Consider the following 24,419-nt stretch of genomic DNA (forward strand, 5'->3'; position numbering starts at 1 on the left):
GCCCTCAGGTGTCACTCGGTTCCCGGTGGTGTGCATGCCGCACAGACTACGCACCACCAAAACCCTCCTAGGGCCGAAGTTCACCGCAAATCAGGCAACTCGCTTCGTATGAATCGGTGATGTGACGCCGTTCACCGTGGCCCCTCTTGTCGCATCCGGATGACCGTTCTATCGTGCTGATGTATCGAGTCGATACATCAGCACGGCATAAAGACCGTGCCGACGAGGCCGCGACAGGGAGGAGGCGACGATGAGCCGGCGTTCCGGGATCCTCGAGTTCGCCGTACTCGGACTGCTCCGCGAGTCCCCGATGCACGGTTATGAGCTGCGCAAACGACTCAATACGTCACTGGGTGTGTTCCGTGCGTTCAGCTACGGGACGCTCTACCCCTGCCTCAAGACGCTGGTCGCCAACGGCTGGTTGATCGAGGAATCAGGATCCACACCCGAAGACGCACTCACGGCAACGCTCGCGGGGCGTCGCGCCAAGATCGTCTATCGATTGACGGCGGAAGGTAAGGACCACTTCGAGGAACTTCTCGCGCAGACGGGCCCCGACGCCTACGAGGACGAGCACTTCGCCGCTCGCTTCGCCTTCTTCGGGCAGACGTCGCGCGACGTACGCATGCGCGTACTGGAGGGCCGCCGCAGCCGGCTGGAGGAGCGCCTGGAGAAGATGCGCGCCTCCCTGGCGCGCACCCGGGAGCGCCTCGACGACTACACGCTTGAGCTCCAGCGCCACGGAATGGAGTCCGTGGAGCGCGAAGTGCGCTGGCTGAACGAGCTCATCGAGAGCGAGCGGGCGGGACGGGACGTCAAGAGTTCCGCCTCCGAAGGCTCCGCTCAGCAGGACAACACATCTGGAGAGACGGGCGGCCTGCCCCGGCACCGGGACAGCACCCGGCCGGATCCGTCCGACGACACCGCCACGTGAGGCCCATTCGGGGTTTCACCGATACACACAGGGAGCAACCGGAATGGGTTCGGTTCGCGTAGCCATCGTCGGCGTGGGCAACTGCGCCGCCTCGCTGGTTCAGGGCGTCGAGTACTACAAGGACGCCGACCCGGCGACCAAGGTCCCCGGTCTGATGCACGTCCAGTTCGGCGACTACCACGTCGGTGACGTCGAGTTCGTCGCCGCCTTCGACGTCGACGCGAAGAAGGTCGGCCTCGACCTCTCCGACGCCATCGGTGCCAGCGAGAACAACACCATCAAGATCTGCGACGTCCCGAACAAGGGCGTCACGGTCCAACGTGGCCACACCCTGGACGGTCTCGGTAAGTACTACCGCATGACCATCGAGGAGTCCGCCGAGGCCCCGGTCGACGTCGTCCAGATCCTCAAGGACAAGCAGGTCGACGTCCTCGTCTGCTACCTGCCCGTCGGTTCCGAGGACGCGGCGAAGTTCTACGCCCAGTGCGCCATCGACGCCAAGGTCGCCTTCGTCAACGCCCTCCCGGTCTTCATCGCCGGCACCAAGGAGTGGGCGGACAAGTTCACCGAGGCGGGCGTCCCGATCGTCGGCGACGACATCAAGTCGCAGGTCGGCGCAACCATCACGCACCGCGTGATGGCGAAGCTGTTCGAGGACCGCGGTGTCCGTCTTGAGCGCACCATGCAGCTCAACGTCGGCGGCAACATGGACTTCAAGAACATGCTGGAGCGCGACCGCCTCGAGTCCAAGAAGATCTCGAAGACGCAGGCCGTCACCTCGCAGATCCCCGACCGCGACCTGGGCGAGAAGAACGTCCACATCGGCCCGTCGGACTACGTGCAGTGGCTCGACGACCGCAAGTGGGCGTACGTCCGCCTCGAGGGCCGTGCCTTCGGTGATGTCCCGCTGAACCTGGAGTACAAGCTCGAGGTCTGGGACTCCCCGAACTCCGCGGGTGTCATCATCGACGCCCTGCGCGCCGCGAAGATCGCCAAGGACCGCGGCATCGGCGGCCCGATCCTGTCGGCGTCCTCGTACTTCATGAAGTCCCCGCCGGTCCAGTACTTCGACGACGAGGCCTTCGCCAACGTCGAGAAGTTCATCAAGGGCGAGGTCGAGCGCTAAAGCACATCTTTGTGAGTGCTGCTGAGGGTCCCTGGGCATACCGCCCGGGGACCCTCCTCGTATGTGAGGCTGTGCCCCATGGCTGTCGTGCGTGACCTGCGCGTACTCCTGCGCTTCCAGGGCTTCAGACGCCTGCTCGGCATACGGCTGCTGTCCCAGGGCGCCGACGGGGTCTACCAGGTCGCCCTCGCCACCTACGTCGTCTTCTCACCGGAGAAGCAGACCTCGGCGGCCTCGATCGCCTCCGCCATGGCGGTACTGCTGCTCCCGTACTCCCTCATCGGCCCCTTCGCCGGCGTCCTGCTGGACCGCTGGCGGCGCCGCCAGGTCCTCCTCTACGGCAATCTGCTGCGGGCGGCACTGGCCTGCGTGACGGCCGTCCTGATGCTGAGCCATGTCCCCGACTGGCTCTTCTACGTCTCCGCGCTGTGCGTCACCGCGGTCAACCGCTTCGTCCTGGCGGGCCTGTCGGCGGCACTGCCGCGGGTCGTCGACTCCGAACGCCTGGTGATGGCCAACTCCCTGTCGCCGACCGCGGGGACACTCGCCGCGACCACGGGCGGCGGACTCGCATTCGTCGTACGGCTGGTCGCCTCGGACTCCGACGCGGCGGTCGTCCTCCTCGGAGCGGCCATGTATCTGTGCGCGGCGCTCGCCTCCCTGCGCATCGCCCCGGAACTGCTGGGCCCCGACGTGGAGTTGGTTGAGTCGCGCCTTGCCACAGCACTCGTCGGCACGGCACGCGGCCTAGCGGCGGGCGTACGCCATCTCGCCGAGCCCGGGCGCCGGGAAGCGGCCTGGGCACTCGCGTCGATGACGCTGATGCGCTTCTGCTACGGCGCCCTGTTGGTCATGGTGCTGATGCTCTGCCGGTACGCCTGGTCGTCCGACTCGGACGGTGGCCTCGCCCTGCTGGGGCTGGCCGTGACCATCTCCGGGGCGGGCTTCTTCGTGGCGGCCGTGGTCACGCCCTGGGCGGTGGGGCGCCTCGGCCCCGGCGGCTGGATCGTCACGTGCGCGGGCGCCGCCGCGATCCTGGAGCCGGCGCTCGGCCTCCCCTTCGCCCCCGCGCCGATGCTGGTCGCCGCCTTCGTCCTGGGCCTGACCACACAAGGCGCGAAGATCGCCACGGACACGATCGTGCAGTCATCCGTCGACGACGGCTTCCGCGGCCGGATCTTCTCCGTTTACGACGTCCTGTTCAACGTCGCCTTCGTCGGCGCGGCCGCAGTAGCCGCTCTGGTACTGCCTTCTGACGGACGCTCGGTTTCCCTCGTCGTCACCGTGGCAGCGCTCTACGCGGCAATTGTTGCCGCTATGGCCCACTTCGAACTGCAGTAAGTGTCACATCAGTGCCACAGAGCCCCTCCGGGCTACTGAGTTGTCACCGGGTCCCGATAACTTACGTGCGTCTTATTCGCGTCACGCGCCTACGTTCTAGGGGGACCCCCAAGTGACCACTCCGCCGCCCCAGGGCCAGAACCCGTTCGCCCAGGGCCAGCAGCCCTACGGCCAGCCGCCCCAGGGTCAGGTCCCGTACGGCCAGCAGCCGACGCAGGGTTACCCGCAGCAGCCGGGCTACCCCCAGCAGCCCGGCCAGCCCGGCTTCCCGCAGCAGGGAGCCCCGTACGCCCCGGTCCCGCCGCAGCGCCCGAAGCGCGGCTTCAAGCAGTACCTGCGCATCGCGGTCATCGTCTGCGCCGTCATAGCCGCCGGCGTCGGCTATCTCGCGAGCCGCCACGACCCCGACACCGCCAAGGTCGGCGACTGCATGAGCATCAGCAACCCGGACAGCGCCACGGACCCGGGCCTCAAGGTCGTGGACTGCGGCAGTTCCAAAGCCAAGTACAAGGTCGCGCAGAAGAAGACCGACGACTCCGGCTGCGACCGCACCAAGTACGCCGAGTACACCCAGAGCGGCAAGAGCGACTTCACCCTCTGCCTGTCGCCGTACTCCGCCAAGTAAGGGCTTCACTCACGTGCAAGGGGCGGTGTTTCACGTGAAACACCGCCCTTCGGCCGCATCCGATGCAGGTCGCCCGGGGTCATGTTTCACGTGACATGACCTCGCTTCATGAACCTCAGCCCTGTGTGACCCGCCACTCCTTGAAACACCACTACCGCCGCATCGTGCTCCGTGGGCCAGCTCTCCAGGCGAAGCTCCAGCAGGAACTTGTACACCTAACCGATGACGGCACGGCGGGAGCCTGCCTGAGCACACACTGCGAGGACGCTGAAGCGCTTCTGCTACCGCCCTGACCGTCATGATACTGATGCTCTGCCGGTACTCCTGGGCGTCCGGCTCAGACGACGACGGCCTCGCACTGCTGGGTCTGGCCGTGGGCGTCTCCGGGGCGGGGTTCCTCGTCGCGGCCATCGTGACGCCCTGGGCGGCGGAGCGATTTGGCTCCGGCGGCTGGATCGTCGCGTGCTCCGGCGCCGCCGCGGTCCTGGAGCCCACGCTCTGCCTCCCCTTCGCCCCCGCACCCATGCTGGTCGCCGCCTTCTTCCTGGGCCTGACCACCCAGGGCGCGAGGATCGCCACGGACACGATCGCGCAGTCGTCGGTCGAGGACGGCTTCCGCGGCCGAATCTTCTCCGTCTACGACGTCCTGTTCAACGTCGCCTTCGTCGGCGCGGCCGCAGTAGCCGCCCTGATATTGCCTCCTGACGGACGGTCGGTTCCGTTAGTGGTCACAGTGGCCGCCACTACGGGTCGATTGCCACCTGTTTGATCACGCTCATGCGCTTATGGCCAGCAGGTTCGGGCCAATCTCTAACGAGATTCACCTCTCCAACTCGAACGTTCGCTTGAATATCCCTGTGGTCAACGGGCCGCTTGAAAAGAGCGGCGAGCACATGAACAAAACCTTGCGCGTTATCACGCTCACTGCAGCCACCCTAGGAGCATTCATAGTGGCGCCGGCCAGCGCCAGCGCAAAACCCACCACCTGCACCGTCGACGACCACTACGACACCCCCGGGTGGGCAAAGAGCTTCTGCAGCGGTGGCAGCGGATATCAGCGGGTGGTTATTGGCTGCAAGGGGAGCCCGACTTCCAGCTGGACGAACATCTACCGAGGCGCCTGGAAGCCCAAGAATGAATGGTCGAAGGTCGCTTGCACCACGAATTACCCCTATCTCAGTGAGGCCTGGATTGACAAGAAGGACTAGACCGCGTTCAGCAACTCACCATCGTCACTAGTGAGTGCAGTCGACGTCGGCGTTCGCGCATGGAGGGCCCACCACGGTGCACTAGCAACAGGTAGGGGTGACTCCCCTACGTCGAGGGGGCGGTGTTTCTCGTGAAACACCGCCCCCTCGCGTTTGCCGATGCCGAGTCATCCGGCGTCATGTTTCACGTGAAACATGACCTCGGCCCCCTGGCCGTCAGCCCTATGCCTGGCCGTCCGGCTGTGAGGCCCACCACTCCTTGAGCGCCGCCACCGCCGCGTCGTGCTCCATGGGCCCGTTCTCCAGCCGCAGCTCCAGCAGGAACTTGTACGCCTGACCGATCGCCGGGCCCGGGCCGATGCCCAGGATGTCCATGATCTGGTTGCCGTCGAGGTCCGGGCGGATCGCGTCCAGCTCCTCCTGCTCCTTGAGCTGGGCGATGCGCTCCTCCAGGCCGTCATACGCGCGGGAGAGTGCGGCCGCCCTCCGCTTGTTCCGCGTGGTGCAGTCGGAGCGGGTCAGCTTGTGGAGGCGGTCGAGGAGCGGGCCCGCGTCACGCACGTAGCGACGAACCGCGGAGTCCGTCCACTCGCCGGTTCCGTACCCGTGGAAGCGCAGGTGAAGTTCGACCAGGCGCGAGACGTCCTTCACAAGATCATTGGGGTACTTGAGCGCCGTCATGCGCTTCTTGGTCATCTTGGCGCCGACCACCTCGTGGTGGTGGAAGGAGACCCGCCCGTCCTTCTCGAAGCGGCGCGTCCGCGGCTTGCCGATGTCGTGCAGCAGCGCGGCGAGCCGGAGAGTCAGGTCGGGGCCTTCCTCCTCCAGCTCCATCGCCTGCTCAAGAACGATCAGCGTGTGGTCGTAGACGTCCTTGTGCCGGTGGTGCTCGTCACGCTCCAGCCGCAGAGCGGGAAGCTCCGGCATCACATGGTCGGCGAGCCCGGTGTCGACGAGCAGCGTCAGGCCTTTGCGTGGGTGCGCGGAAAGGATCAGCTTGTTCAGCTCGTCCCGCACCCGCTCGGCCGAGACGATCTCGATACGGTCGGCCATGTCCTTCATCGCGGCGACGACGTCAGAGGCCACCTCGAAGTCCAGCTGAGCGGCGAACCGCGCGGCCCGCATCATCCGCAGCGGATCGTCGGAGAAGGACTCCTCCGGAGTGCCCGGGGTACGCAGAACGCGAGCGGCCAGGTCGTCCCGGCCGCCGTGCGGGTCGATGAACTCCTTCTCCGGCAGAGCCACCGCCATCGCGTTCACCGTGAAGTCGCGGCGCACCAGGTCTTCCTCGATGGAGTCGCCGTAGGACACCTCGGGCTTGCGTGAGGTCCGGTCGTACGCCTCGGAGCGGTACGTCGTGATCTCGATCTGGAACGACTGCTGTACGTCGTCCACGCGGGCGTCCTTCTGCGCGCCCACCGTGCCGAAAGCGATCCCGACCTCCCATACGGCGTCCGCCCAGGGCCGCACGATCTTCAGTACGTCCTCGGGGCGGGCATCGGTCGTGAAGTCCAGGTCGTTGCCGAGCCGGCCAAGGAGCGCGTCCCTGACCGAGCCGCCGACCAGGGCGAGCGAGAACCCGGCCTCATGGAAACGGCGGGCGAGGTCGTCGGCGACAGGGGACACCCGCAGCAGTTCATTCACCGCGCGGTGCTGCACCTGACTCAGGGCACTGGAGTTGTCTTCGTTGGCGTTCGGCACAACAGAAAAGGGTACGTGGCCGAGGCACCCGCGGGCGCCTCCATAAAAAGTGCACGGGCACCCCTCCGTCCAAGCGCTTCAATAGGCGCACATACGGGACAGTCGGCCCTGTCCCCCGATCTTGTCGACCACTCCGCGGCACTTACCCTCAGCGCGCATCGTTACCATGCGTGGACGCACATTCCGACGACCACTGACGACGACGAGGGACGGGCGAGCGCGTGGCCGAGGCGGCAGACTTCCAGGGGACGAGTCCCTCACCTGCCCGCCGGTGGCTCCGGCGAAGCGGCGTACTGCTGGCCGGGGTACCCCTGCTGGCGGGGCTGCTCCAGCTGCCCATCAGCACGTCCGCTTCCGCCGCGGACAAGACCTCCGTGGCCGACGCCACCGGGTCGCGCACGATCGACGTCTCCCTCGACTCGCTCAGCCCCAGCGCTCCCACGGACGGCGACACGATCACCGTCGCCGGCTCGGTCACCAACAACGGCAGGCAGACGGTCACGGATGCCCATGTGGGCCTGCGCGTGGGACCGTCCCTGAGCAGCCGCTCCGCCATCGACAGCGCCGCACAGCGCACCGGGTTCCAGGTGGGCCTGGACGCCCCGGAGGTCGGCGGCAAGTACGTCGCGAAGTTCTCCAGGCTCGCGGCGGGCGTCTCTCAGCACTTCAGCATCTCGGTACCGGTCAAGGAGCTGGACCTGGGCTCCGACGGGGTCTACCAGCTCGGTGTCTCGCTCACGGGCCGGACCGCCGCCCAGCCGTGGGACCAGATCCTCGGCATTCAGCGGACGTTCCTGCCGTGGCAGCCCGAGGGGGCGGACACGAAGACGAAGACGACGTACCTCTGGCCGCTCATCTCCACGGTCCACCTCACGGCGGAAACCGGCTCGGACGAGCAGCAGACGCCCGTCTTCAAGAACGACGACCTGGCCGAGGAGATCTCCCCGGGCGGCCGCCTGGACCAGCTGCTGTCCCTGGGCAGCGACCTCGACGTCACCTGGGTGCTCGACCCGGACCTGCTGGCCTCCGTCGACGCGATGAGGGACGGTTACCAGATCCGCACCGAGGACGGCAGAACCACGAAGGGCAAGAGCCAGGCGGTGGCCAAGGCCTGGCTCGACAAGCTGGAGAAGACGGTCCAGGACAAGAAGGTCGTCGCGCTCCCCTTCGCCGACCCCGATCTCGCATCACTGGCCCACAACGGCAAGGACGTCACCGGGTCCCTCAGCCACCTGAAGGACGCCACCGATGTGGCCGCCGACACGGTGGACACGATCCTTCATGTGAAGCCGAGCACCGATTTCGCCTGGCCCGCAGACGGTGCCGTCGACCCGTCGATCGTCAAGGTGGCCACCTCGGCCGGCGCCGACAAGGTGATCGCCCGCAGCGACAGCCTGCGTGAGACGGGCGCGCTGTCGTACACGCCGAGCGCGGCGCGCCCCATCGGCGGCGGAACGACGGCCGTCGTCGCCGACGCCCGGTTGTCCACCGCGTTCCGGGGCGACATGACGAAGGCCGACACCTCCACGCTCGCGGTACAGGAATTCCTCGCCCAAAGCCTGATGATCAACCTGCAGGAGCCGGACGAACAGCGCAGCATCGTGGTCGCCCCACAGCGCATGCCGTCCGGAAGCCAGGCCCAGACGATGGCACAGGCACTCAAGGCTCTCCAGGACGGAAACTGGTCCGAGTCCCAGGACCTGTCCGCGGCCGCCAAGGCGAAGCCGGACGCGGGCGCCACCACGAAGGTGCCCTCCGCGCACTCGTACCCGTCGTCGCTGCGCAAGCAGGAGCTGCCGCGAGCGGCCTTCGAGCGGATCCAGGGCACGCAGACCAAGCTCGACAACTTCCAGGTGATCCTCACCGACAAGTCCCGGGTCGTCACCCCGTTCGGTCGGGCCATAGACCGTGGGATGTCCACGTCCTGGCGGGGCCGTGCCTCCGAGGGGGCGACCTTCCGGGAGGGCGTGGATTCGTACCTCAACGACCTCACCGGCCTGGTTCATCTGATCGAGAAGTCCGACGCGAAGCTCTCCGGGCGCAGCGCCACCATCCCCGTGACCGTCCAGAACAACCTCGTGCAGGGCGTCGACAATCTGGTGCTGCGCCTCACCTCGCGCCAGCCCAACCGCCTCAAGATCGGTGATGGCCCCTACGACGAGCAGCCGATCCAGGTCGCGGGCGAGCACAGCCAGTCGGTGAAGTTCACCACCTCGACCAAGGCCAACGGTCCGGTGGAGGTGTTCGCCCAGCTGTACACGAAGGACGGCCAGGCGTACGGCCCCGCGGTCCCCTTCGAAGTGAAGGTCACCGAGATCACGTCCACGGTGATGCTGGTCATCGGCGGTGGCGTCCTGCTGCTCGTGCTCGCCGGATTCCGGATGTACACGCAGCGCAAGCGCGCCGTCGCCCTGCAGGCCGAGGAAGAGCCGGAGGACGGTCTCGAGGCCGAGGGCGTGAACAAGGACACGGACGGCACCGTAGACACTGAGGACACCGAAGACTCCGAGAACGGACCCGAAGGGGAATCCGGCGCGGAGTCCGGGGCAGACGACCCGGAGCACCCGAGTGACCCGACACCGGACACCGCACCGGAAAGCACCGACCCGTCCGGCACGGGTGAGAGAGTGGACCGTTGAGCGATGTCGTGGCCGGTGGGCCCGGGGACGATGAGGTGGGGTAACCATGAACGCGCCGTACGACGGTGACCGTGGCCAGGGCGCCGGCAGCCCGAGCCACCCCGAGGGCTACCCGGACCAGGGCGCGGGTCACTCCGGCTACCCCGAGGGTTACCCGGAAGGCCCGCCGCCCGAGCACGCCCAGATGCCGCCGGGATCTCCCGCGGACATGTACTTCCAGGACGCCTACGACCAGGATCCCTACCGGGCACAGGACCTCGCTGCCCAGGACCCGGTGACCGAGGCGCTCTACGACCGTGCCGCGCACCCCCCACCGCCCCCCGGCACGTACTACCCGCAGCAGCCCCTCTACACCCAGCCGCCCGCGCCGCAGCACGCACCCGACCCACGCGTGTGGGCCCAGACACCCCCTCCGGAACCGGCCGGCCCGACACGCCACCTCCCGTACGGCGAGGACGCGCGCACGACCCAGTTCGTGGGCGTCGACGACCTGGTCACGCAGGCCGGTGAGGAGCGTCACGAGCCCGACGCCTTCGCCCATCTCTTCCGTGACCAGCAGCAGGCCGGCGGTCGTCCTCCCGCGGAGGCCGCGGCCGTCCCCGCCCCGTCCCCGGCACCATCCGTGAACCAGGGCCCGACGGCACAGCCTCCCGGCCCGGTGTCCGACAAGACGATGACGCTCACCCCCACATCTGCGCCCGCGCCCGCGTCGAAGAAGGGCGGACGTGCCTCGGGTCTGCTGAAATCGAGCGCGGTGATGGCCGCGGGCACGCTGGTGTCCCGGCTCACTGGTTTCGTCCGGACCATGATCATTACGGCAGCCCTGGGCGCCGCGACCCTCGGTGACGTGTGGAGCGTGGCGTACACGCTGCCGACGATGATCTACATCCTGACGGTCGGCGGCGGCCTCAACTCCGTGTTCGTGCCGCAACTGGTGCGGTCCATGAAGGAGGACGAGGACGGCGGTGAGGCGTACGCCAACCGCCTGCTGACCCTCGTCATGGTCGCCCTCGGCGTGATCGTCACGATCGTCGTCTTCGCCGCGCCGCTGCTGATCCGGCTGATGTCGGACGCCGTCGCCAGCGACCCGGCCTCGAACAACGTCGCCGTCACCTTCGCCCGCTACTGCCTCCCCACGATCTTCTTCATGGGCATCCACGTGGTGATGGGCCAGATCCTCAACGCCCGGGGGAAGTTCGGCGCGATGATGTGGACTCCGGTCCTCAACAACATCGTCATGATCGCCACCTTCGGCCTGTTCCTGTGGGTGTACGGAACCGCCGCGGACTCCGGCATGTCGGTGCACAACATCCCGCCCGACGGAGTCCGTCTCCTGGGCATCGGCACCTTGCTCGGCCTGGTCGTGCAGGCCATGGCGATGGTGCCTTACCTGCGCGAGACCGGCTTCCGCTTCCGGCTGCGGTTCGACTGGAAGGGCCACGGCCTCGGCAAGGCGGTCAAGCTCGCGAAGTGGACCGTGCTGTTCGTCCTCGCCAACCAGGCAGGCGTCCTCGTCGTCACCCAGCTCGCCACGGCTGCGGGCAAGGCCTCCGGCAAGAGCGGCGCGGGCATCATGGCCTACTCCAACGCGCAGCTGATCTGGGGCATGCCACAGGCGATCATCACCGTCTCGGTCATGGCCGCGATGCTGCCCCGCATCTCGCGCGCGGCTCACGACGGCGACCCCGGCGCGGTGCGCGACGACATCTCACAGGGGTTGCGCACCTCGGCCGTCGCGATCGTCCCCGTAGCCTTCATGTTCGTCGCGCTCGGCATCCCGATGTGCACCCTGCTCTTCGGCTCCAGCGGCATCGGAGCCGCCCAGTCCCAGGGCTATGTCCTGATGGCCTTCGGCCTCGGCCTCATCCCGTTCTCCGTGCAGTACGTGGTCCTGCGCGGCTTCTACGCGTACGAGGACACCCGCACGCCCTTCTACAACACGGTGATCGTGGCCGCGGTCAACGCGGCCGCCTCGGCCCTGTGCTACGTGATCCTGCCCGCGCAGTGGGCGGTCGTCGGCATGGCCGGCGCGTACGGGCTGGCGTACGCCGTGGGCGTCGGAGTGGCCTGGCAGCGGCTGCGCAGGCGGCTCAGCGGCGACCTGGACGGCGCACGCGTACTGCGGACGTACGCGCGTCTCTGCCTCGCGGCAATCCCTGGCGCCGTGGTCGGCGGCGCGGTCGGGTTCGCGATCACCGGGGCCCTGGGGCACGGGGCCCTCGGGTCGATCGCTGCCCTGCTGGTCGGTTCGGTCGCCCTGCTCGGCGTCTTCTACGTCGCTGCGCGCAAGATGCGCATCGAAGAACTCAACTCAATGGTCGGAATGGTCCGCGGGCGCCTGGGGCGCTGAAGCGGGGGTATGCGCACAACCATCGTCCGTCGCCGTGTGTCGTGCATAGCGCCGGACTGTGGGCACAATTGGTTTCTGCGGCGGACAGCGCGCAACGGATGGGGAGGCGGGAACGACGGTGGCGGAACGGAGCACGGCTGCCGTCGACGTGGCAGACAACAGCGGTGACGAGCCGCTGACCGCCAAGGCGGACCAGTCCACGGCCGACGGGGTGGCCCAGAACCGGGAGCAGGACACGGAGAGCGAAGAGGCACAGGGGAGCGGCGGGACCGAGCGTCCCGGAAAGGCCTCACCGCCCGAGCTGCACAGCGGTCACAAGCTCGCCAGACGCTACCGTCTTGAGGAGTGCGTCACCCGTCTGGACGGTTTCAGCAGTTGGCGCGCGGTGGACGAGAAACTCCGCCGCGCCGTCGGTGTGCATCTGCTGCCCGCCGACCATCCGCGGGCCCGCTCGGTACTGGCGGCGGCCCGCTCGTCCGCCCTGCTGGGCGATCCCCGCTTCGTCCAGGTCCTGGACGCGGTCGAGGAGAATGACCTCGTCTATGTCGTGCACGAGTGGCTGCCGGACGCCACGGAGCTGACGACGCTCCTGGCCCCGGGTCCGCTCGAAGTGCACGACGCCTACCAGATGGTCAGCCAGGTCTCCCAGGCCATGGCTGCAGCGCACCGCGAGGGCCTCGCACATCTGCGGCTGACCCCTGGCGCCGTGCTGCGCACCTCGTCCGGTCAGTGGCGCATCCGCGGGCTCGCAGTGAACGCCGCGCTGCGCGGCATCAGTTCCGACACCCCCCAGCGCACCGACACCGAGGCGATCGGCGCACTCCTGTACGCCGCGCTCACCCAGCGCTGGCCGTACGAGGACGACGCGTACGGCCTCTCCGGTCTGCCCAAGGGCGTCGGTCTCATCGCCCCCGACCAGGTACGGGCCGGTGTCCACCGGGGCCTGTCGGAGCTCGCCATGCGCGCGCTCGCCAACGACGGCGCGACCGCCTCCCGCCATGAATCCCCGTGCACCACTCCTGAGGAACTGGTGAAGGCGATCAGCGAGATGCCCCGCATCCGCCCGCCGGAGCCGGCGTTCACCGCCCCGCCCGAGTACCAGCGCACGACGTACCAGCAGGGCACGTACGGCCGTCAGGCCCCGCGTCCGGGTGTCGCTCAGCCCGTACCGACCCCGCTGCCCCCGCTGCAGAGCCGTACCGGCAAGGCCCTCAAGTGGGCCGTGTCGGCTCTCCTCATCGCCGCGCTGGGTCTTGGCAGCTGGCAGCTCGCGGACGCGCTGATGGACCGCGGCAAGTCGGACGACAACACCAACCAGACCCACACGAGCGACGGCAACGACAAGAGCGGCGACAAGACCAAGCCGGTCAAGCCGATCAAGATCCAGAGTGCCACGGAGTACGTCGCGAAGGGGGACGCCCAGGCACCTGGGGACGTCGCCAACACGTACGACGGCAACAGCTCGACGTATTGGCGGACCAAGAGCTTCATAGACGGTCCTGAGATGAAGCCGTCCTTCAAGCCCGGCGTCGGCATCGTCTACGACCTCGGCTCGCAGCAGACGGTCTCGGGCGCCTCGATAGGGCTCCTGTACCCCGGTGACCACACGACGATCACCCTCTACGCGACGGACTCGACGAGTTCCTCGACGCCCCTGGAATCGATGACGAAGATCGGGACCGTGACGACGGGCGGCACCACCGCGAAGATCACGATCAGCAAGAGAGTGAAGAGCCAGTACGTCCTGCTGTGGATCACCGCGATGCCCCGTGCAGCCGGTGACCAGTACAGCGGCGACGGCTACAAGCAGGCCATCACGGACGTGAAGTTCACCGGCTGACGGCTCGGCGGCGAAGGGGAGGGGATCCGATGGCCGAGGAAGCCGGATACGGCGAAGCAAGCGATCAGGATCTCCTCACTCGCCATGTAGAGGGCGATCCGGAGGCCTTTGGTGAGCTCGTACGGCGTCACCGCGACCGGCTGTGGGCGGTGGCGCTGCGGACGCTGGGAGACCGCGAGGAGGCCGCTGACGCCGTCCAGGACGCGCTGGTCTCCGCCTACCGGGCCGCCCACACCTTCCGCGGCCAGTCGGCCGTCACGACCTGGCTCCACCGCATCACGGTGAACGCCTGCCTGGACCGGGCCCGCAAGGCCGCCTCAAGGAAGACCTCTCCCGTCGACGACACCGAACGCCTGGAGCAGCTCCTCGAGCCGCACGAGTCCGCCTCTGCTCCGGCCGAGCGCAACGATCTGCACCGCGAACTCCTGGAGGCACTGGGTACGCTCCCGGCCGACCAACGCGCCGCCCTCGTCCTCGTGGACATGCAGGGCTACCCCGTGGCGGAAGCGGCCCGCATCCTCGATGTGCCGACCGGCACCGTGAAGAGCCGTTGCGCGCGCGGCAGAGCCAGACTGCTCCCGCTGCTCACCCATCTCCGTGCGGGGAACGGGAGCGGCGAGGACGGCAAGAAGTCGGGCGACGGAAGGAACCGGACGCAGGGGACATCCGTCCCACCGGCAGCGGGACCACACGATGCAGGGCCAAGCGATTCAGCTGCTGTGAAGGGCGGAGGTGGGCGAGCGTGACAGCCACGACGGATACGGCCGGGCACCCGGACGTCGCGGAGCTCTCCGACCTCACCGAAGGTCTGCTCCCGCCTACCCGTACCGCGGACGTGCGACAGCACCTCGAAGACTGTGTGCTCTGTGCGGACGTGTACGACTCGCTGGAGGAGATCCGGGGTCTGCTCGGCACCTTGCCGGGTCCAACACGCATGCCTGACGACGTGGCCGGACGCATCGATGCCGCCCTGGCCGCGGAAGTCCTGTTGAGTGCCACGTCGCCCGATCAGCCATCCGGTGCGGAGGACGACGGGGCGAGTGTTTCACGTGAAACATCGACCGCCGACCTCTCCGGAGCAGCGGTCGACTCGGGCTCCGCTTCGTCCGCAGACCGCCCCTCGGGACATCCTCGCGCGTCCACCGGCCCCGGCCGTGCCCGCCTGGTACACCGTGGGCGCCGCAGGGCGGCGGTTCTCGGCACGGTCTTCACGGCTGCCGCTCTGGGGCTGGGCGCGATCCTCGTACAGTCGATGGGCGGCGACGGCAAAGGTTCCGAGACGGCAACGAAGCAGGAATCAGGCTCGACGGTCACCTTCTCCGAGGGGCAGCTGAAGGATCACGTCGCGGATCTCCTCGCGAAGAACAAGAGCACGGGCAGCCGTTCCGGCAGCGCGAAGCCCTGGGGAATCGAGTCCAATGGCGCGGAGACCGACTCCGGCGGAGTCGGCACCTTGATCTCGCCCACCGTTCCTGTCCCTGACTGCGTCCAGCAGGGGACAGGCAACAGCGGGGTAGTCCTCGCTGCCGAGAAGGGCACATACAAGGGGACGAGCGTCTATCTCGTCGTGCAGCCCGACGCCTCCGACAGCACTGAAGTCGCGGCCTACATCGTCGACGACGCCTGCGAGAAACAAGGCTCGGCATCCCCCGGCAAGCTGCTGCTGACGCAGTCTTACGCCAAGTCCTGAGGACGTCCGTACCCAACCGTCTTCTCCCCGGATACCGCATGGCATCTGTGTGCGGTGGCGCGTCTCCGTGTGCCCGGACACAGCGGGAATTGAAGCCCCTTAGGATCCGTTGGGTGGGGTGAGAGTACTGAGAGAGGCTCCCACCGGTCCGCAGCAGTCTCCAGAGACGAGGAATCAAGCCGTGAGCGACGTCCGTAACGTGATCATCATCGGCTCCGGGCCCGCCGGCTACACGGCGGCGCTCTACACCGCGCGCGCGTCGCTGAAGCCGCTGGTGTTCGAGGGCGCCGTCACTGCCGGCGGTGCCCTGATGAACACCACCGAGGTGGAGAACTTCCCCGGCTTCCAGGACGGCATCATGGGCCCCGAGCTCATGGACAACATGCGCGGCCAGGCCGAGCGGTTCGGCGCCGAGCTGGTTCCGGACGACGTTGTCGCCGTCGACTTGACGGGCGAGATCAAGACCGTCACGGACACCGCGGGCACCGTGCACCGCGCCAAGGCCGTCATCGTTACGACGGGCTCGCAGCACCGCAAGCTCGGCCTGCCCAACGAGGACGCCCTCTCCGGTCGCGGCGTCTCCTGGTGCGCGACCTGTGACGGCTTCTTCTTCAAGGACCAGGACATCGCCGTGATCGGCGGCGGCGACACCGCGATGGAGGAGGCCACCTTCCTGTCCCGGTTCGCCAAGTCCGTGACGATCGTCCACCGGCGGGACACCCTGCGCGCCTCGAAGGCGATGCAGGAGCGCGCCTTCGCCGACCCGAAGATCAAGTTCGTCTGGGACAGCGAGGTCGCCGAGATCAAGGGCAGCCCCAAGCTCGAGGGCCTGACGCTGCGCAACCTGAAGACCGGCGAGATCTCGGAGCTCCCGGTGACCGGCCTGTTCATCGCGATCGGTCACGACCCGCGCACCGAGCTCTTCAAGGGCCAGCTCAACCTGGACGACGAGGGCTACCTGAAGGTCGAGGCGCCTTCGACCCGGACGAACCTGACCGGTGTCTTCGGCGCCGGTGACGTGGTCGACCACACGTACCGCCAGGCGATCACCGCGGCCGGCACTGGTTGCTCCGCCGCCCTCGACGCAGAGCGCTACCTCGCCGCTCTCGCGGACAGCGAGACCGCTGCCGCGACCGCCACCGTCTAATCCCCCATCCGCCTCACCGCAGAAACAAGTTAAGGAGCCCGCCGTGGCCGGCACCCTGAAGAATGTGACCGACGACTCCTTCGAGCAGGACGTCCTCAAGAGCGACAAGCCCGTCCTGGTGGACTTCTGGGCCGCCTGGTGCGGTCCGTGCCGCCAGATCGCTCCGTCGCTCGAGGCGATCGCCTCCGAGTACGGCGACAAGATCGAGGTCGTCAAGCTCAACATCGACGAGAACCCGGGCACGGCCGCCAAATACGGCGTCATGTCGATCCCGACCCTGAACGTCTACCAGGGTGGCGAGGTGGCCAAGACCATCGTCGGTGCGAAGCCGAAGGCCGCGATCGTTCGCGACCTTGAGGACTTCATCGCCGAGTAGTGGGTGACGGCCGTGCGAGCGGCATGTTTCACGTGAAACACGAATGGGCCAGCCCTTCCGGGCTGGCCCATTCGCCGTAGAGGCAGAGCACCGGCTACAGAGGACGGAGGGCCGGTTCCTTCTGTACCGCTCCCAGGAGGCGGTCCAGCGCCAGCTCGACGTCCTCCTTCCAGGAAAGCGTCGTTCGCAGCTCCAGCCTCAACCGCGGATAGGTGGGGTGCGGCCGGACCGTCTTGAAGCCGACGGCGAGCAGATGATCGGCGGGCAGCACGCAGGCCGGTTCCTTCCACCGCGCGTCTCCGAATGCCTCGATCGCTTTGAAGCCACGGCGCAGCAGATCCTTGGCGACCGTCTGGACCATCACCCGGCCGAGTCCCTGCCCCTGGTAACCGGGCATGATGAAGGCGGTCATCAGCTGAACCGCGTCCGGCGACACCGGGCTCGTGGGAAATGCCGTTGAGCGGGGAACGTAGGCGGGGGGCGCGTACAGCACGAAGCCCACCGGTGCGTCGTCTACGTAGACGACACGACCGCAGGAACCCCAGTCCAACAGGACCGCGGAGATCCAGGCTTCCTTCTCCAGTGCGGGAGTGCCCGCCTTTACCGCGGCCTCGCCGCTGACTGGATCCAGCTCCCAGAAGACACACGCGCGACAGCGGTTGGGAAGGTCCTGAAGGTTGTCCAGCGTGAGCGGTACGAGCCGGCGCCCCATGAAGGCTGTTCCTCGCTTCCTTCGCCCGCAGCATCGCGAGCGGCTGTCAGAGCGCTCCGCTCCCTGAGCAGGCTGCCGACGAAGCCGCCGACCGCTCCCAGGCCCAGGCCCGCGGTCACCAGTCCGGTACGGCTCACGGTTTGCATGGCCCCCGCCTCCCCAATGAAGGTGCCGCCAGGTGGATGCGCCATACCCGAACGCATCGTATCCACGATGCGATTCCATCGATACCGTCAGAAAGCAAAGAGCGGGCCGTGTTCCGGTACACACCGGACACGGCCCGTGCTCCTGTTCGATCTGTGAAAGTCCGTCCCGCCGTGGGGCGACTCAGTCTTCCGTGTCCTCCGAGTCACCATCCACGAGGCTCTTCTGGAGGACGGGACCCTCGCCTGGGGCGAGGGCGCCCAGGATGCGCTCAAGGTCGTCCATCGAAGCGAACTCGACGGTGATCTTGCCCTTCTTCTGCCCCAGATCGACCTTCACCCGCGTCTCGAAACGGTCCGAGAGGCGGGTTGCCAGATCGCTCAGCGCCGGAGAGAGCCGAGCACCGGCGCGCGGCCCCTTGGAACGCGGAGCGGTCTGCGGCCGCGATCCCATGAGGGTGACGATCTCCTCGATGGCCCGCACCGAAAGCCCCTCGGCCACGATGCGGTGAGCGAGCCGGTCCTGCTCCTCCGAGTCATCGACGGAGAGCAGAGCTCGCGCATGCCCCGCGGAAAGGACTCCGGCGGCTACGCGACGCTGGACCGCCGGCGAGAGCTTCAGCAGACGCAGGGTGTTGGAGACCTGCGGACGTGAGCGGCCGATACGGTCCGCCAGCTGGTCGTGCGTGCAGTTGAAGTCCTTGAGCAGCTGGTCGTAGGCAGCCGCCTCTTCCAGCGGGTTCAGCTGGGCGCGGTGCAGGTTCTCCAGCAGCGCGTCCAGGAGGAGCTTCTCGTCCTCCGTGGCCCGCACGATCGCCGGAATGGCCTCCAGCCCCGCCTCACGGCACGCCCGGAACCGCCGCTCGCCCATGATGAGCTCATAGCGTGCCGGGCCCACCTGCCGAACGACGACCGGCTGGAGCAGTCCGACCTCCTTGATGGAGGTGACGAGCTCAGCGAGAGCGTCCTCGTCGAACACCTCACGCGGCTGGCGCGGGTTGGGGGTGATGAAGTCGAGGGGCAGCTCGGCGAAGTGAGCGCCGACAGGCGCAGACGGAGCCTCCATGGCTCCGTTCGCCGAAGGCTCCTCCGTTTCATGTGAAACAGGCGGCAGCGTGGCCACCTTCGCCGCCGCCACCCCGCGCTCCGCGGTGAGCACGGGCACGGCCGCCGGCGAGGTGGAGACTCCACCCGCTGCCGGGGAAGCCGCCTTCTCTCCGGTCGGAGCCGCGGGGATCAGTGCGCCGAGGCCCCGCCCCAGCCCTCGTCGTCGCTCACTCACTGGATCCCCTCCACCATGCTCTGATCAATCTGTGCGCCCAGGTGGGCGTGTTGCGCGTCGTAAGCCACACCGACTCCGCGGAGGGCGATTTCTCGTGCGGCCTCAAGATACGAGAGAGCACCGCTCGATCCTGGATCGTAGGTCAGTACTGTCTGCCCGTAGCTCGGGGCCTCGGAGATACGGACCGAGCGAGGAATGCTCGTCCGCAACACCTCGTCGCCGAAGTGGTTGCGTACCTCGTCCGCGACCTGGGACGCGAGGCGTGTCCGGCCGTCGTACATGGTGAGCAGAATCGTCGAGACGTGGAGGTTGGGGTTGAGGTGCCCCCGGACCAGGTCGACGTTGCGCAGGAGCTGCCCCAGGCCTTCCAGCGCGTAGTACTCGCACTGGATGGGGATGAGGACCTCCGCACCGGCAACCAGCGCGTTGACCGTCAGGAGTCCGAGCGACGGCGGGCAGTCGATGAGGATGTAGTCCAGCGGCTGCTCGTACGCCTGGATCGCTCGTTCCAGCCGGCTCTCCCGTGCCACCAGGGACACCAGCTCGATCTCCGCACCGGCGAGATCGATCGTGGCAGGGGCACAGAAGAGACCCTCGACATCAGGGACCGGTTGAACGACTTCGGAGAGCGGCTTGCTGTCAATCAACACGTCGTAGATGGATGGGACTTCGGCGTGATGGTCGATACCCAGCGCGGTGGAGGCGTTGCCCTGAGGGTCGAGGTCGATCACCAGGACGCGGCCACCGTGCAGGGCCAGCGAGGCAGCAAGGTTGACCGTGGTCGTGGTCTTACCCACCCCGCCCTTCTGGTTGGCAACCACCATGACGCGGGTCTGCTCGGGCCGTGGCAGACCCTCACCGGCGCGACCTAGCGCCTCCACAGCCAGTTGGGCAGCACGACCGATGGGAGTGTCGTCCATCGGGGGCGGTGTTTCACGTGAAACATCCTCCCCCATCGACTCGGTACGGGGACCGGGGACCGGATCGGTCATCGGTCCCGCGATGTTGGCGTCGGACCGCAAGGATTCACTCTCCTCGACTTCAGGCTCGCAATGAACAGAGCCTCCCATGCCTTCGGGGTCGTGAACCAGCGAGGCCCGTTCTTCTGTGGAGAAATCCACCTCTGTGGACAACTCCGCACCCTCTCCGAGTGAGCCGAGAGGCCTTCGGTCGCGGGGTTCGGCCGCGGCGCGGCCGCGACTGATGATGCCGTGCAACAGTGAGCGACGTTTCACGTGAAACACGATGCATAGCGGCCACGGCCATCACGACGCGACACTCCGAGATGCATAGGTTTGGCAGCTTGTGTGGAGTACGGCTCGTCGTCAGGACGGATCAGCCGGAGTGACGAAGAACTCCTGGCCTCGAACAGAAAAACTCTCGGCTCCACGCACAGCGGAGCCGAGAGTTCAGGGACAACCGGAAACCGTGTGGGTCAGCGGCGCCGTCGGGTCCGTCCCGTCCGAGCCGCCTTGGCCCGCTTCGCCGCGAAGCGGACCCCGCCGGGGCTCTCCCCGACCTCGACGCGCACCACAGTGGACAGCGGGTCCACGACACCCTCGCCGACGTGCAGGATGGACGTCTCCACGGCGCCGAGCTTGCTCAGAGCCGTGGCGGCGGCTTTCAGCTCCTCCTCGGCGGTGTCGCCCTTGAGCGCGAGCATCTCGCCGTACGGGCGAAGCAGTGGGATTCCCCACGTCGCCAGCCGGTCCAGTGGAGCGACCGCCCTGGCCGTCACCACGTGGACGGGTTGCAGCTTCCCCATAACCTCCTCGGCGCGGCCGCGCACGACGGTGACATGGTCGAGGCCGAGCATCTCCACGACCTCGGTGAGGAAGTTGGTCCTGCGCAGGAGCGGTTCGAGCAGCGTGATCTTGAGGTCCTCGCGGACGAGGGCCAGCGGGATGCCTGGCAGCCCGGCGCCGGAGCCCACGTCGCACACGGTGACGCCCTCGGGCACGACCTCGGAGAGCACGGCGCAGTTCAGTAGATGCCGCTCCCACAGCCGGGGCACTTCGCGGGGGCCGATCAGCCCGCGCTGCACTCCCGCCTCGGCCAGCAGTTCCGCGTACCTGACCGCATCCGCGAAGCGATCGCCGAATACCTCGCGCGCCTGCTCGGGCGCAGGGGGAAGCTCCGCTGCCTCCGTCACGGGGAACCGTCCTTCCGTACCGCATGAGCGCACTGAGCGCTGAGTTCCAGGACTATCAGGGACCACAGCTGCCCGGGACCGAAGCTGTCAGGGACTTCTACAGCTGCCGGGGGCTACCAGCTGTCAGGGACTACCAGGCTGACAAAGTTCGGCCCCGCCTGCGCAACAGACGGGGCCGGAGGAACGGACGTACCGATCAAGCGGGGAGCACGACGACGAAGCGCTCCGGCTCCTCGCCCTCGGACTCACTGCGCAGTCCCGCGGCCTTGACCGCGTCATGCACCACTTTGCGCTCGAAGGGCGTCATCGGCTTCAGCTTCACGGGCTCACCGGAGCTCTTGACCTCGGCTGCGGCCTTGGCACCCAGCTCGGAAAGCTCCTCACGCTTCTTGGCACGGTAGCCCCCGATGTCGAGCATCAGGCGGCTGCGGTCGCCGGTCTCCCGGTGCACGGCCAGGCGCGTGAGCTCCTGAAGGGCCTCCAGTACCTCGCCGTCCCGGCCGACCAGCTTCTGCAAATCGCGGCTGCCCGCGTCACTGATGATCGAGACAGCGGCGCGGTCGGCCTCGACGTCCATGTCGATGTCGCCGTCGAGATCGGCGATGTCCAGCAGACCCTCGAGGTAGTCCGCCGCGATCTCGCCTTCCTGCTCAAGGCGGGTCAGGGTGTCGCCCTCAGCGGCGGCGGAGGTGGTGCCTTCCGTCACGGGATGGACTCCTTCTTACTTCTTGGACGGGGACTTGGGCCGCTGCGGGCCCTTGCGCTGTCCGGACTGGGCTTTGCTGCGGGTACCGGTGCCGGGCTTGCTTCCGCCGGCCGCCTTGGGGGCGGGCTTGGCGTCCTCCGGCTCGTCGGACTTGGTCAGCGAGGTCTTCGGCTCGGACTCGCCCGCCGCCTTGGCCGTGCCGGCTGCCGCGCCCGACTGGCGCTGCGACTTGGACTGCCGCTTCGGCTGCTGCCGCTTGGGGGCGCCACCGGTGGTGGTCGTGGTGCCGTCCTCGGCCTCGACGACCGTAGCGGCCTCACCCTTCACCACATTGCCGTCGACCTGGGCCACCAGACCCGCCTTGGTCAGGCTGTTGATGAACTTGCGCTCGAAGTCATTGCGGTCGCGGCCCTTGGCGACGATCGCCTTGACGATGGCCTTCTCGCCACGGCTGCGCGTCTTCTCATGGTGCGTGACGTGCTTCTGCAGGCGCTCCAGGTACGCCGCCTGGGCCTTGCTGCCCGGGGTCGGGTTGTTGTGGATGACGTACATCTGCTGGCCCATGGTCCACACGTTGGTGGTCAGCCAGTAGACGAGAACACCGACCGGGAAGTTGATGCCGAAGACGGCGAACATGACCGGGAAGACGTACATCAGCATCTTCTGCTGCTGCATGAACGGCGTCTTCACCGTGGTGTCGACGTTCTTCGTCATCAGCTGACGCTGGGTGTAGAACTGCGACCCCGACATCAGCACGATCATGATTGCGGTCACGACACGGACATCGGTCAGCGTGGCGCCGAGCTGGGCGACCTTGTCGGCGCTGTCGGTGAACTTGGCCGCGAGCGGGGCGCCGAAGATGTGCGCCTTACGGGCGCTGGCGAGCAGCTGATCGTCGATAACGCCGATCGTCTTGCCCGTCGCGATGCCGTTGAGCACGTGGTACAGGGCGAAGAAGAACGGCGACTGCGCCAGGATGGGAAGGCACGAGGAGAGCGGGTTGGTACCCGACTCCTTGTACAGCTTCATCATCTCTTCGGACTGGCGCTGCTTGTCGTTCTTGTAGCGCTCCTGGATCTTCTTCATCTCGGGCTGCAGGGTCTGCATGGCCCGAGTGGCCTTGATCTGCTTCACGAAGAGCGGGATCAGGCAGATACGGATCAGGATCACCAGGGACACGATGGACAGGCCCCAGGCCCAGCCCGTATCGGGACCGAAGATCTTCCCGTACACGGAGTGGAACTGGACGATGACCCAGGAAACAGGTGTCGTGATGAAGCTGAAAAGACTGGCAATCGTGTCCACTAATCAGGCTCCTTGAGCATGGGACGGGGTCTCGGCGGCCGGACTCGAGGGATGGTCGGACATTCCATGCCCCTCGATGGCCGGTTCGGCGGCGGAGTTCCCGCCCTTGCGTGCACGCCAGGCGTTACGCAGCATTTCGTGCCACCGCGGACGCTTGCGCGGCGGAACATGGTCCACGCCACCCAGCGACCACGGATTGCACCGGAGGATGCGCCAGGCGGTGAGTGCCGTTCCCTTGATCGCACCGTGCCGGTCGATGGCCGTGTAGCCGTAGCGGGAGCACGACGGGTAGTACTTGCAGACCGGCCCGAGCAACGGGCTGATCGTCCACTGGTACAGCTTGATAAGCGCCAGCAGCGGGTACTTCATCGCGCGCCCCCTCCCAGCAGCCGCTGAAGGGCGGCGTCCAGGTCTCGGGCCAGCTGTTCATGGTCGGCGTCGCCCGCACCGGGCAGCGCTCGTACGACTACCAGGCTACCGGGGGGCAGCAGAGCGACTCGGTCACGCATCAGATGGCGAAGCCTGCGCTTCACCTTGTTGCGTACGACCGCTCCACCCACGGCCTTGCTCACGACGAAACCCGCACGCGTCGGGGGAGCGCTCTCCCCAGGCGCGTGCGGGTCCGTTGCACCGCTACGTAGATGGACGACGAGGAGCGGGCGTCCGGCCCGGCGTCCTCGGCGTACCGCGGTCGCGAAGTCCTCGCGCCGCCTCAGCCGATGCTCGGTAGGCAGCACGACGTCATGACCTATAAATGATCAGGCGGACAGGCTGGCGCGACCCTTGCCACGACGGTTCGCGAGAATCGCGCGGCCGGCACGGGTGCGCATCCGCAGGCGGAAGCCGTGGGTCTTGGCGCGACGACGGTTGTTCGGCTGGAAGGTGCGCTTGCTCACTCGGGGGCTCCAGAAAGAATCGGTGGTGGCGGGGTGCCGTCCTGGCTGTCACCGTGCGCCCACGAGGTAGCTCGTTACGCCCGAGTGCACCGCTTCCCGATCACTCTTCGCGATCTGTGCCCATCGGAGGCAGGCGGCAGCAGCCATCGACAACTCGACCTGGTTACGGTACGCGCGGCTACGCCATCCGGTCAAACCAGCCCCGGCCAGGGGACACTATCCACAGGCTGGGGACAACAACTTGAA

Annotated in this window: 22 protein-coding genes and 1 pseudogene; 13 read left to right on the forward strand and 10 right to left on the reverse strand. The window is 67.4% G+C overall.

The features are described from left to right. The first annotated feature begins 250 nt into the window (after positions 1 to 250). From OG390_RS25785 to OG390_RS25810, 6 genes and pseudogenes are all read left to right on the forward strand, one after another. On the forward strand, positions 251 to 934 hold the full coding sequence (locus tag OG390_RS25785; protein WP_399083152.1) for a helix-turn-helix transcriptional regulator: 684 nt from the start codon (positions 251 to 253) through the stop codon (positions 932 to 934). Positions 935 to 977: 43 nt separating this feature from the next. Continuing rightward, entirely contained in the window at positions 978 to 2,060 is a 1,083-nt protein-coding gene (locus OG390_RS25790; RefSeq protein ID WP_399083155.1) for an inositol-3-phosphate synthase, read from the forward strand. Between the two features lie 78 nt (positions 2,061 to 2,138). Beyond that, entirely contained in the window at positions 2,139 to 3,401 is a 1,263-nt protein-coding gene (locus OG390_RS25795) for an MFS transporter (protein ID WP_406171423.1), read from the forward strand. A 112-nt stretch (positions 3,402 to 3,513) separates the two neighbouring features. Next, positions 3,514 to 4,026 (forward strand): hypothetical protein, encoded by a 513-nt coding sequence (locus OG390_RS25800; RefSeq protein ID WP_406171425.1) that lies wholly within the window; start codon positions 3,514 to 3,516, stop codon positions 4,024 to 4,026. Positions 4,027 to 4,284: 258 nt separating this feature from the next. Next, positions 4,285 to 4,795: pseudogene (locus tag OG390_RS25805) on the forward strand (MFS transporter); the annotation flags it as partial. 16 nt (positions 4,796 to 4,811) lie between these two features. Beyond that, entirely contained in the window at positions 4,812 to 5,234 is a 423-nt protein-coding gene (locus OG390_RS25810; protein ID WP_406171426.1) for a hypothetical protein, read from the forward strand. A 222-nt stretch (positions 5,235 to 5,456) separates the two neighbouring features. Here OG390_RS25810 and OG390_RS25815 read toward each other — a convergent pair whose 3' ends face one another. Beyond that, positions 5,457 to 6,935 carry a CCA tRNA nucleotidyltransferase gene (locus tag OG390_RS25815; RefSeq protein WP_406171428.1) on the reverse strand — a complete coding sequence of 493 codons (1,479 nt, stop codon included), beginning with the start codon at positions 6,933 to 6,935 and terminating at the stop codon, positions 5,457 to 5,459. Positions 6,936 to 7,156: 221 nt separating this feature from the next. Here OG390_RS25815 and OG390_RS25820 point away from each other — a divergent pair, with 221 nt between their 5' ends. From OG390_RS25820 to trxA, 7 genes are all read left to right on the forward strand, one after another. Then, on the forward strand, positions 7,157 to 9,574 hold the full coding sequence (locus OG390_RS25820; RefSeq protein ID WP_406171430.1) for a DUF6049 family protein: 2,418 nt from the start codon (positions 7,157 to 7,159) through the stop codon (positions 9,572 to 9,574). 46 nt (positions 9,575 to 9,620) lie between these two features. Beyond that, positions 9,621 to 11,924 (forward strand): murein biosynthesis integral membrane protein MurJ, encoded by a 2,304-nt coding sequence (gene murJ / locus OG390_RS25825; RefSeq protein ID WP_406171432.1) that lies wholly within the window; start codon positions 9,621 to 9,623, stop codon positions 11,922 to 11,924. 118 nt (positions 11,925 to 12,042) lie between these two features. After that, the gene (locus tag OG390_RS25830) at positions 12,043 to 13,764 is read left to right on the forward strand and encodes a serine/threonine protein kinase (protein WP_406171434.1); all 1,722 of its coding nucleotides are present in this window, start codon (positions 12,043 to 12,045) and stop codon (positions 13,762 to 13,764) included. Between the two features lie 29 nt (positions 13,765 to 13,793). Continuing rightward, positions 13,794 to 14,510 (forward strand): RNA polymerase sigma factor SigM, encoded by a 717-nt coding sequence (gene sigM, locus OG390_RS25835; RefSeq protein ID WP_406171435.1) that lies wholly within the window; start codon positions 13,794 to 13,796, stop codon positions 14,508 to 14,510. Beyond that, complete coding sequence (locus tag OG390_RS25840; RefSeq protein ID WP_406171437.1) at positions 14,507 to 15,454, forward strand: anti-sigma factor family protein; 948 nt, start codon at positions 14,507 to 14,509, stop codon at positions 15,452 to 15,454. Before sigM ends, OG390_RS25840 begins: the two co-directional genes overlap by 4 nt. A 181-nt stretch (positions 15,455 to 15,635) precedes the next feature. Further along, entirely contained in the window at positions 15,636 to 16,601 is a 966-nt protein-coding gene (gene trxB / locus OG390_RS25845; protein ID WP_406171439.1) for a thioredoxin-disulfide reductase, read from the forward strand. A 43-nt stretch (positions 16,602 to 16,644) separates the two neighbouring features. Beyond that, positions 16,645 to 16,977: a thioredoxin gene (gene trxA, locus OG390_RS25850; protein ID WP_103545205.1), complete on the forward strand. Its 333-nt coding sequence runs from the start codon at positions 16,645 to 16,647 to the stop codon at positions 16,975 to 16,977. Positions 16,978 to 17,071: 94 nt separating this feature from the next. On the opposite strand, the gene OG390_RS25855 is transcribed toward trxA, so the two are convergent. The 9 genes from OG390_RS25855 to rpmH form a co-directional block, all read right to left on the reverse strand. Further along, complete coding sequence (locus tag OG390_RS25855) at positions 17,072 to 17,689, reverse strand: GNAT family N-acetyltransferase (protein ID WP_399083188.1); 618 nt, start codon at positions 17,687 to 17,689, stop codon at positions 17,072 to 17,074. A gap of 327 nt (positions 17,690 to 18,016) precedes the next feature. Continuing rightward, on the reverse strand, positions 18,017 to 19,114 hold the full coding sequence (locus OG390_RS25860; RefSeq protein WP_406171442.1) for a ParB/RepB/Spo0J family partition protein: 1,098 nt from the start codon (positions 19,112 to 19,114) through the stop codon (positions 18,017 to 18,019). Further along, a complete protein-coding gene (locus OG390_RS25865; protein WP_406171444.1) occupies positions 19,111 to 20,184 on the reverse strand; it encodes a ParA family protein in 1,074 nt (357 codons plus the stop codon). Before OG390_RS25865 ends, OG390_RS25860 begins: the two co-directional genes overlap by 4 nt. 365 nt (positions 20,185 to 20,549) lie before the next feature. After that, on the reverse strand, positions 20,550 to 21,266 hold the full coding sequence (gene rsmG / locus OG390_RS25870; protein WP_406171445.1) for a 16S rRNA (guanine(527)-N(7))-methyltransferase RsmG: 717 nt from the start codon (positions 21,264 to 21,266) through the stop codon (positions 20,550 to 20,552). 196 nt (positions 21,267 to 21,462) lie between these two features. Next, positions 21,463 to 21,972: a protein jag gene (locus OG390_RS25875; RefSeq protein WP_406171447.1), complete on the reverse strand. Its 510-nt coding sequence runs from the start codon at positions 21,970 to 21,972 to the stop codon at positions 21,463 to 21,465. Between the two features lie 15 nt (positions 21,973 to 21,987). Continuing rightward, on the reverse strand, positions 21,988 to 23,277 hold the full coding sequence (gene yidC / locus OG390_RS25880; protein WP_406171449.1) for a membrane protein insertase YidC: 1,290 nt from the start codon (positions 23,275 to 23,277) through the stop codon (positions 21,988 to 21,990). Positions 23,278 to 23,280: 3 nt separating this feature from the next. Beyond that, positions 23,281 to 23,646, reverse strand: coding sequence for a membrane protein insertion efficiency factor YidD (yidD, locus tag OG390_RS25885; RefSeq protein ID WP_406171451.1), 366 nt, complete (start codon positions 23,644 to 23,646; stop codon positions 23,281 to 23,283). Beyond that, positions 23,643 to 24,014 carry a ribonuclease P protein component gene (gene rnpA, locus OG390_RS25890; protein ID WP_266458390.1) on the reverse strand — a complete coding sequence of 124 codons (372 nt, stop codon included), beginning with the start codon at positions 24,012 to 24,014 and terminating at the stop codon, positions 23,643 to 23,645. Before rnpA ends, yidD begins: the two co-directional genes overlap by 4 nt. A 21-nt stretch (positions 24,015 to 24,035) precedes the next feature. Further along, positions 24,036 to 24,173, reverse strand: coding sequence for a 50S ribosomal protein L34 (gene rpmH, locus OG390_RS25895; RefSeq protein WP_006381191.1), 138 nt, complete (start codon positions 24,171 to 24,173; stop codon positions 24,036 to 24,038). Positions 24,174 to 24,419: the final 246 nt, after the last annotated feature.

Source organism: Streptomyces sp. NBC_00996, from assembly GCF_045162675.1.
Taxonomy (GTDB): domain Bacteria; phylum Actinomycetota; class Actinomycetes; order Streptomycetales; family Streptomycetaceae; genus Streptomyces.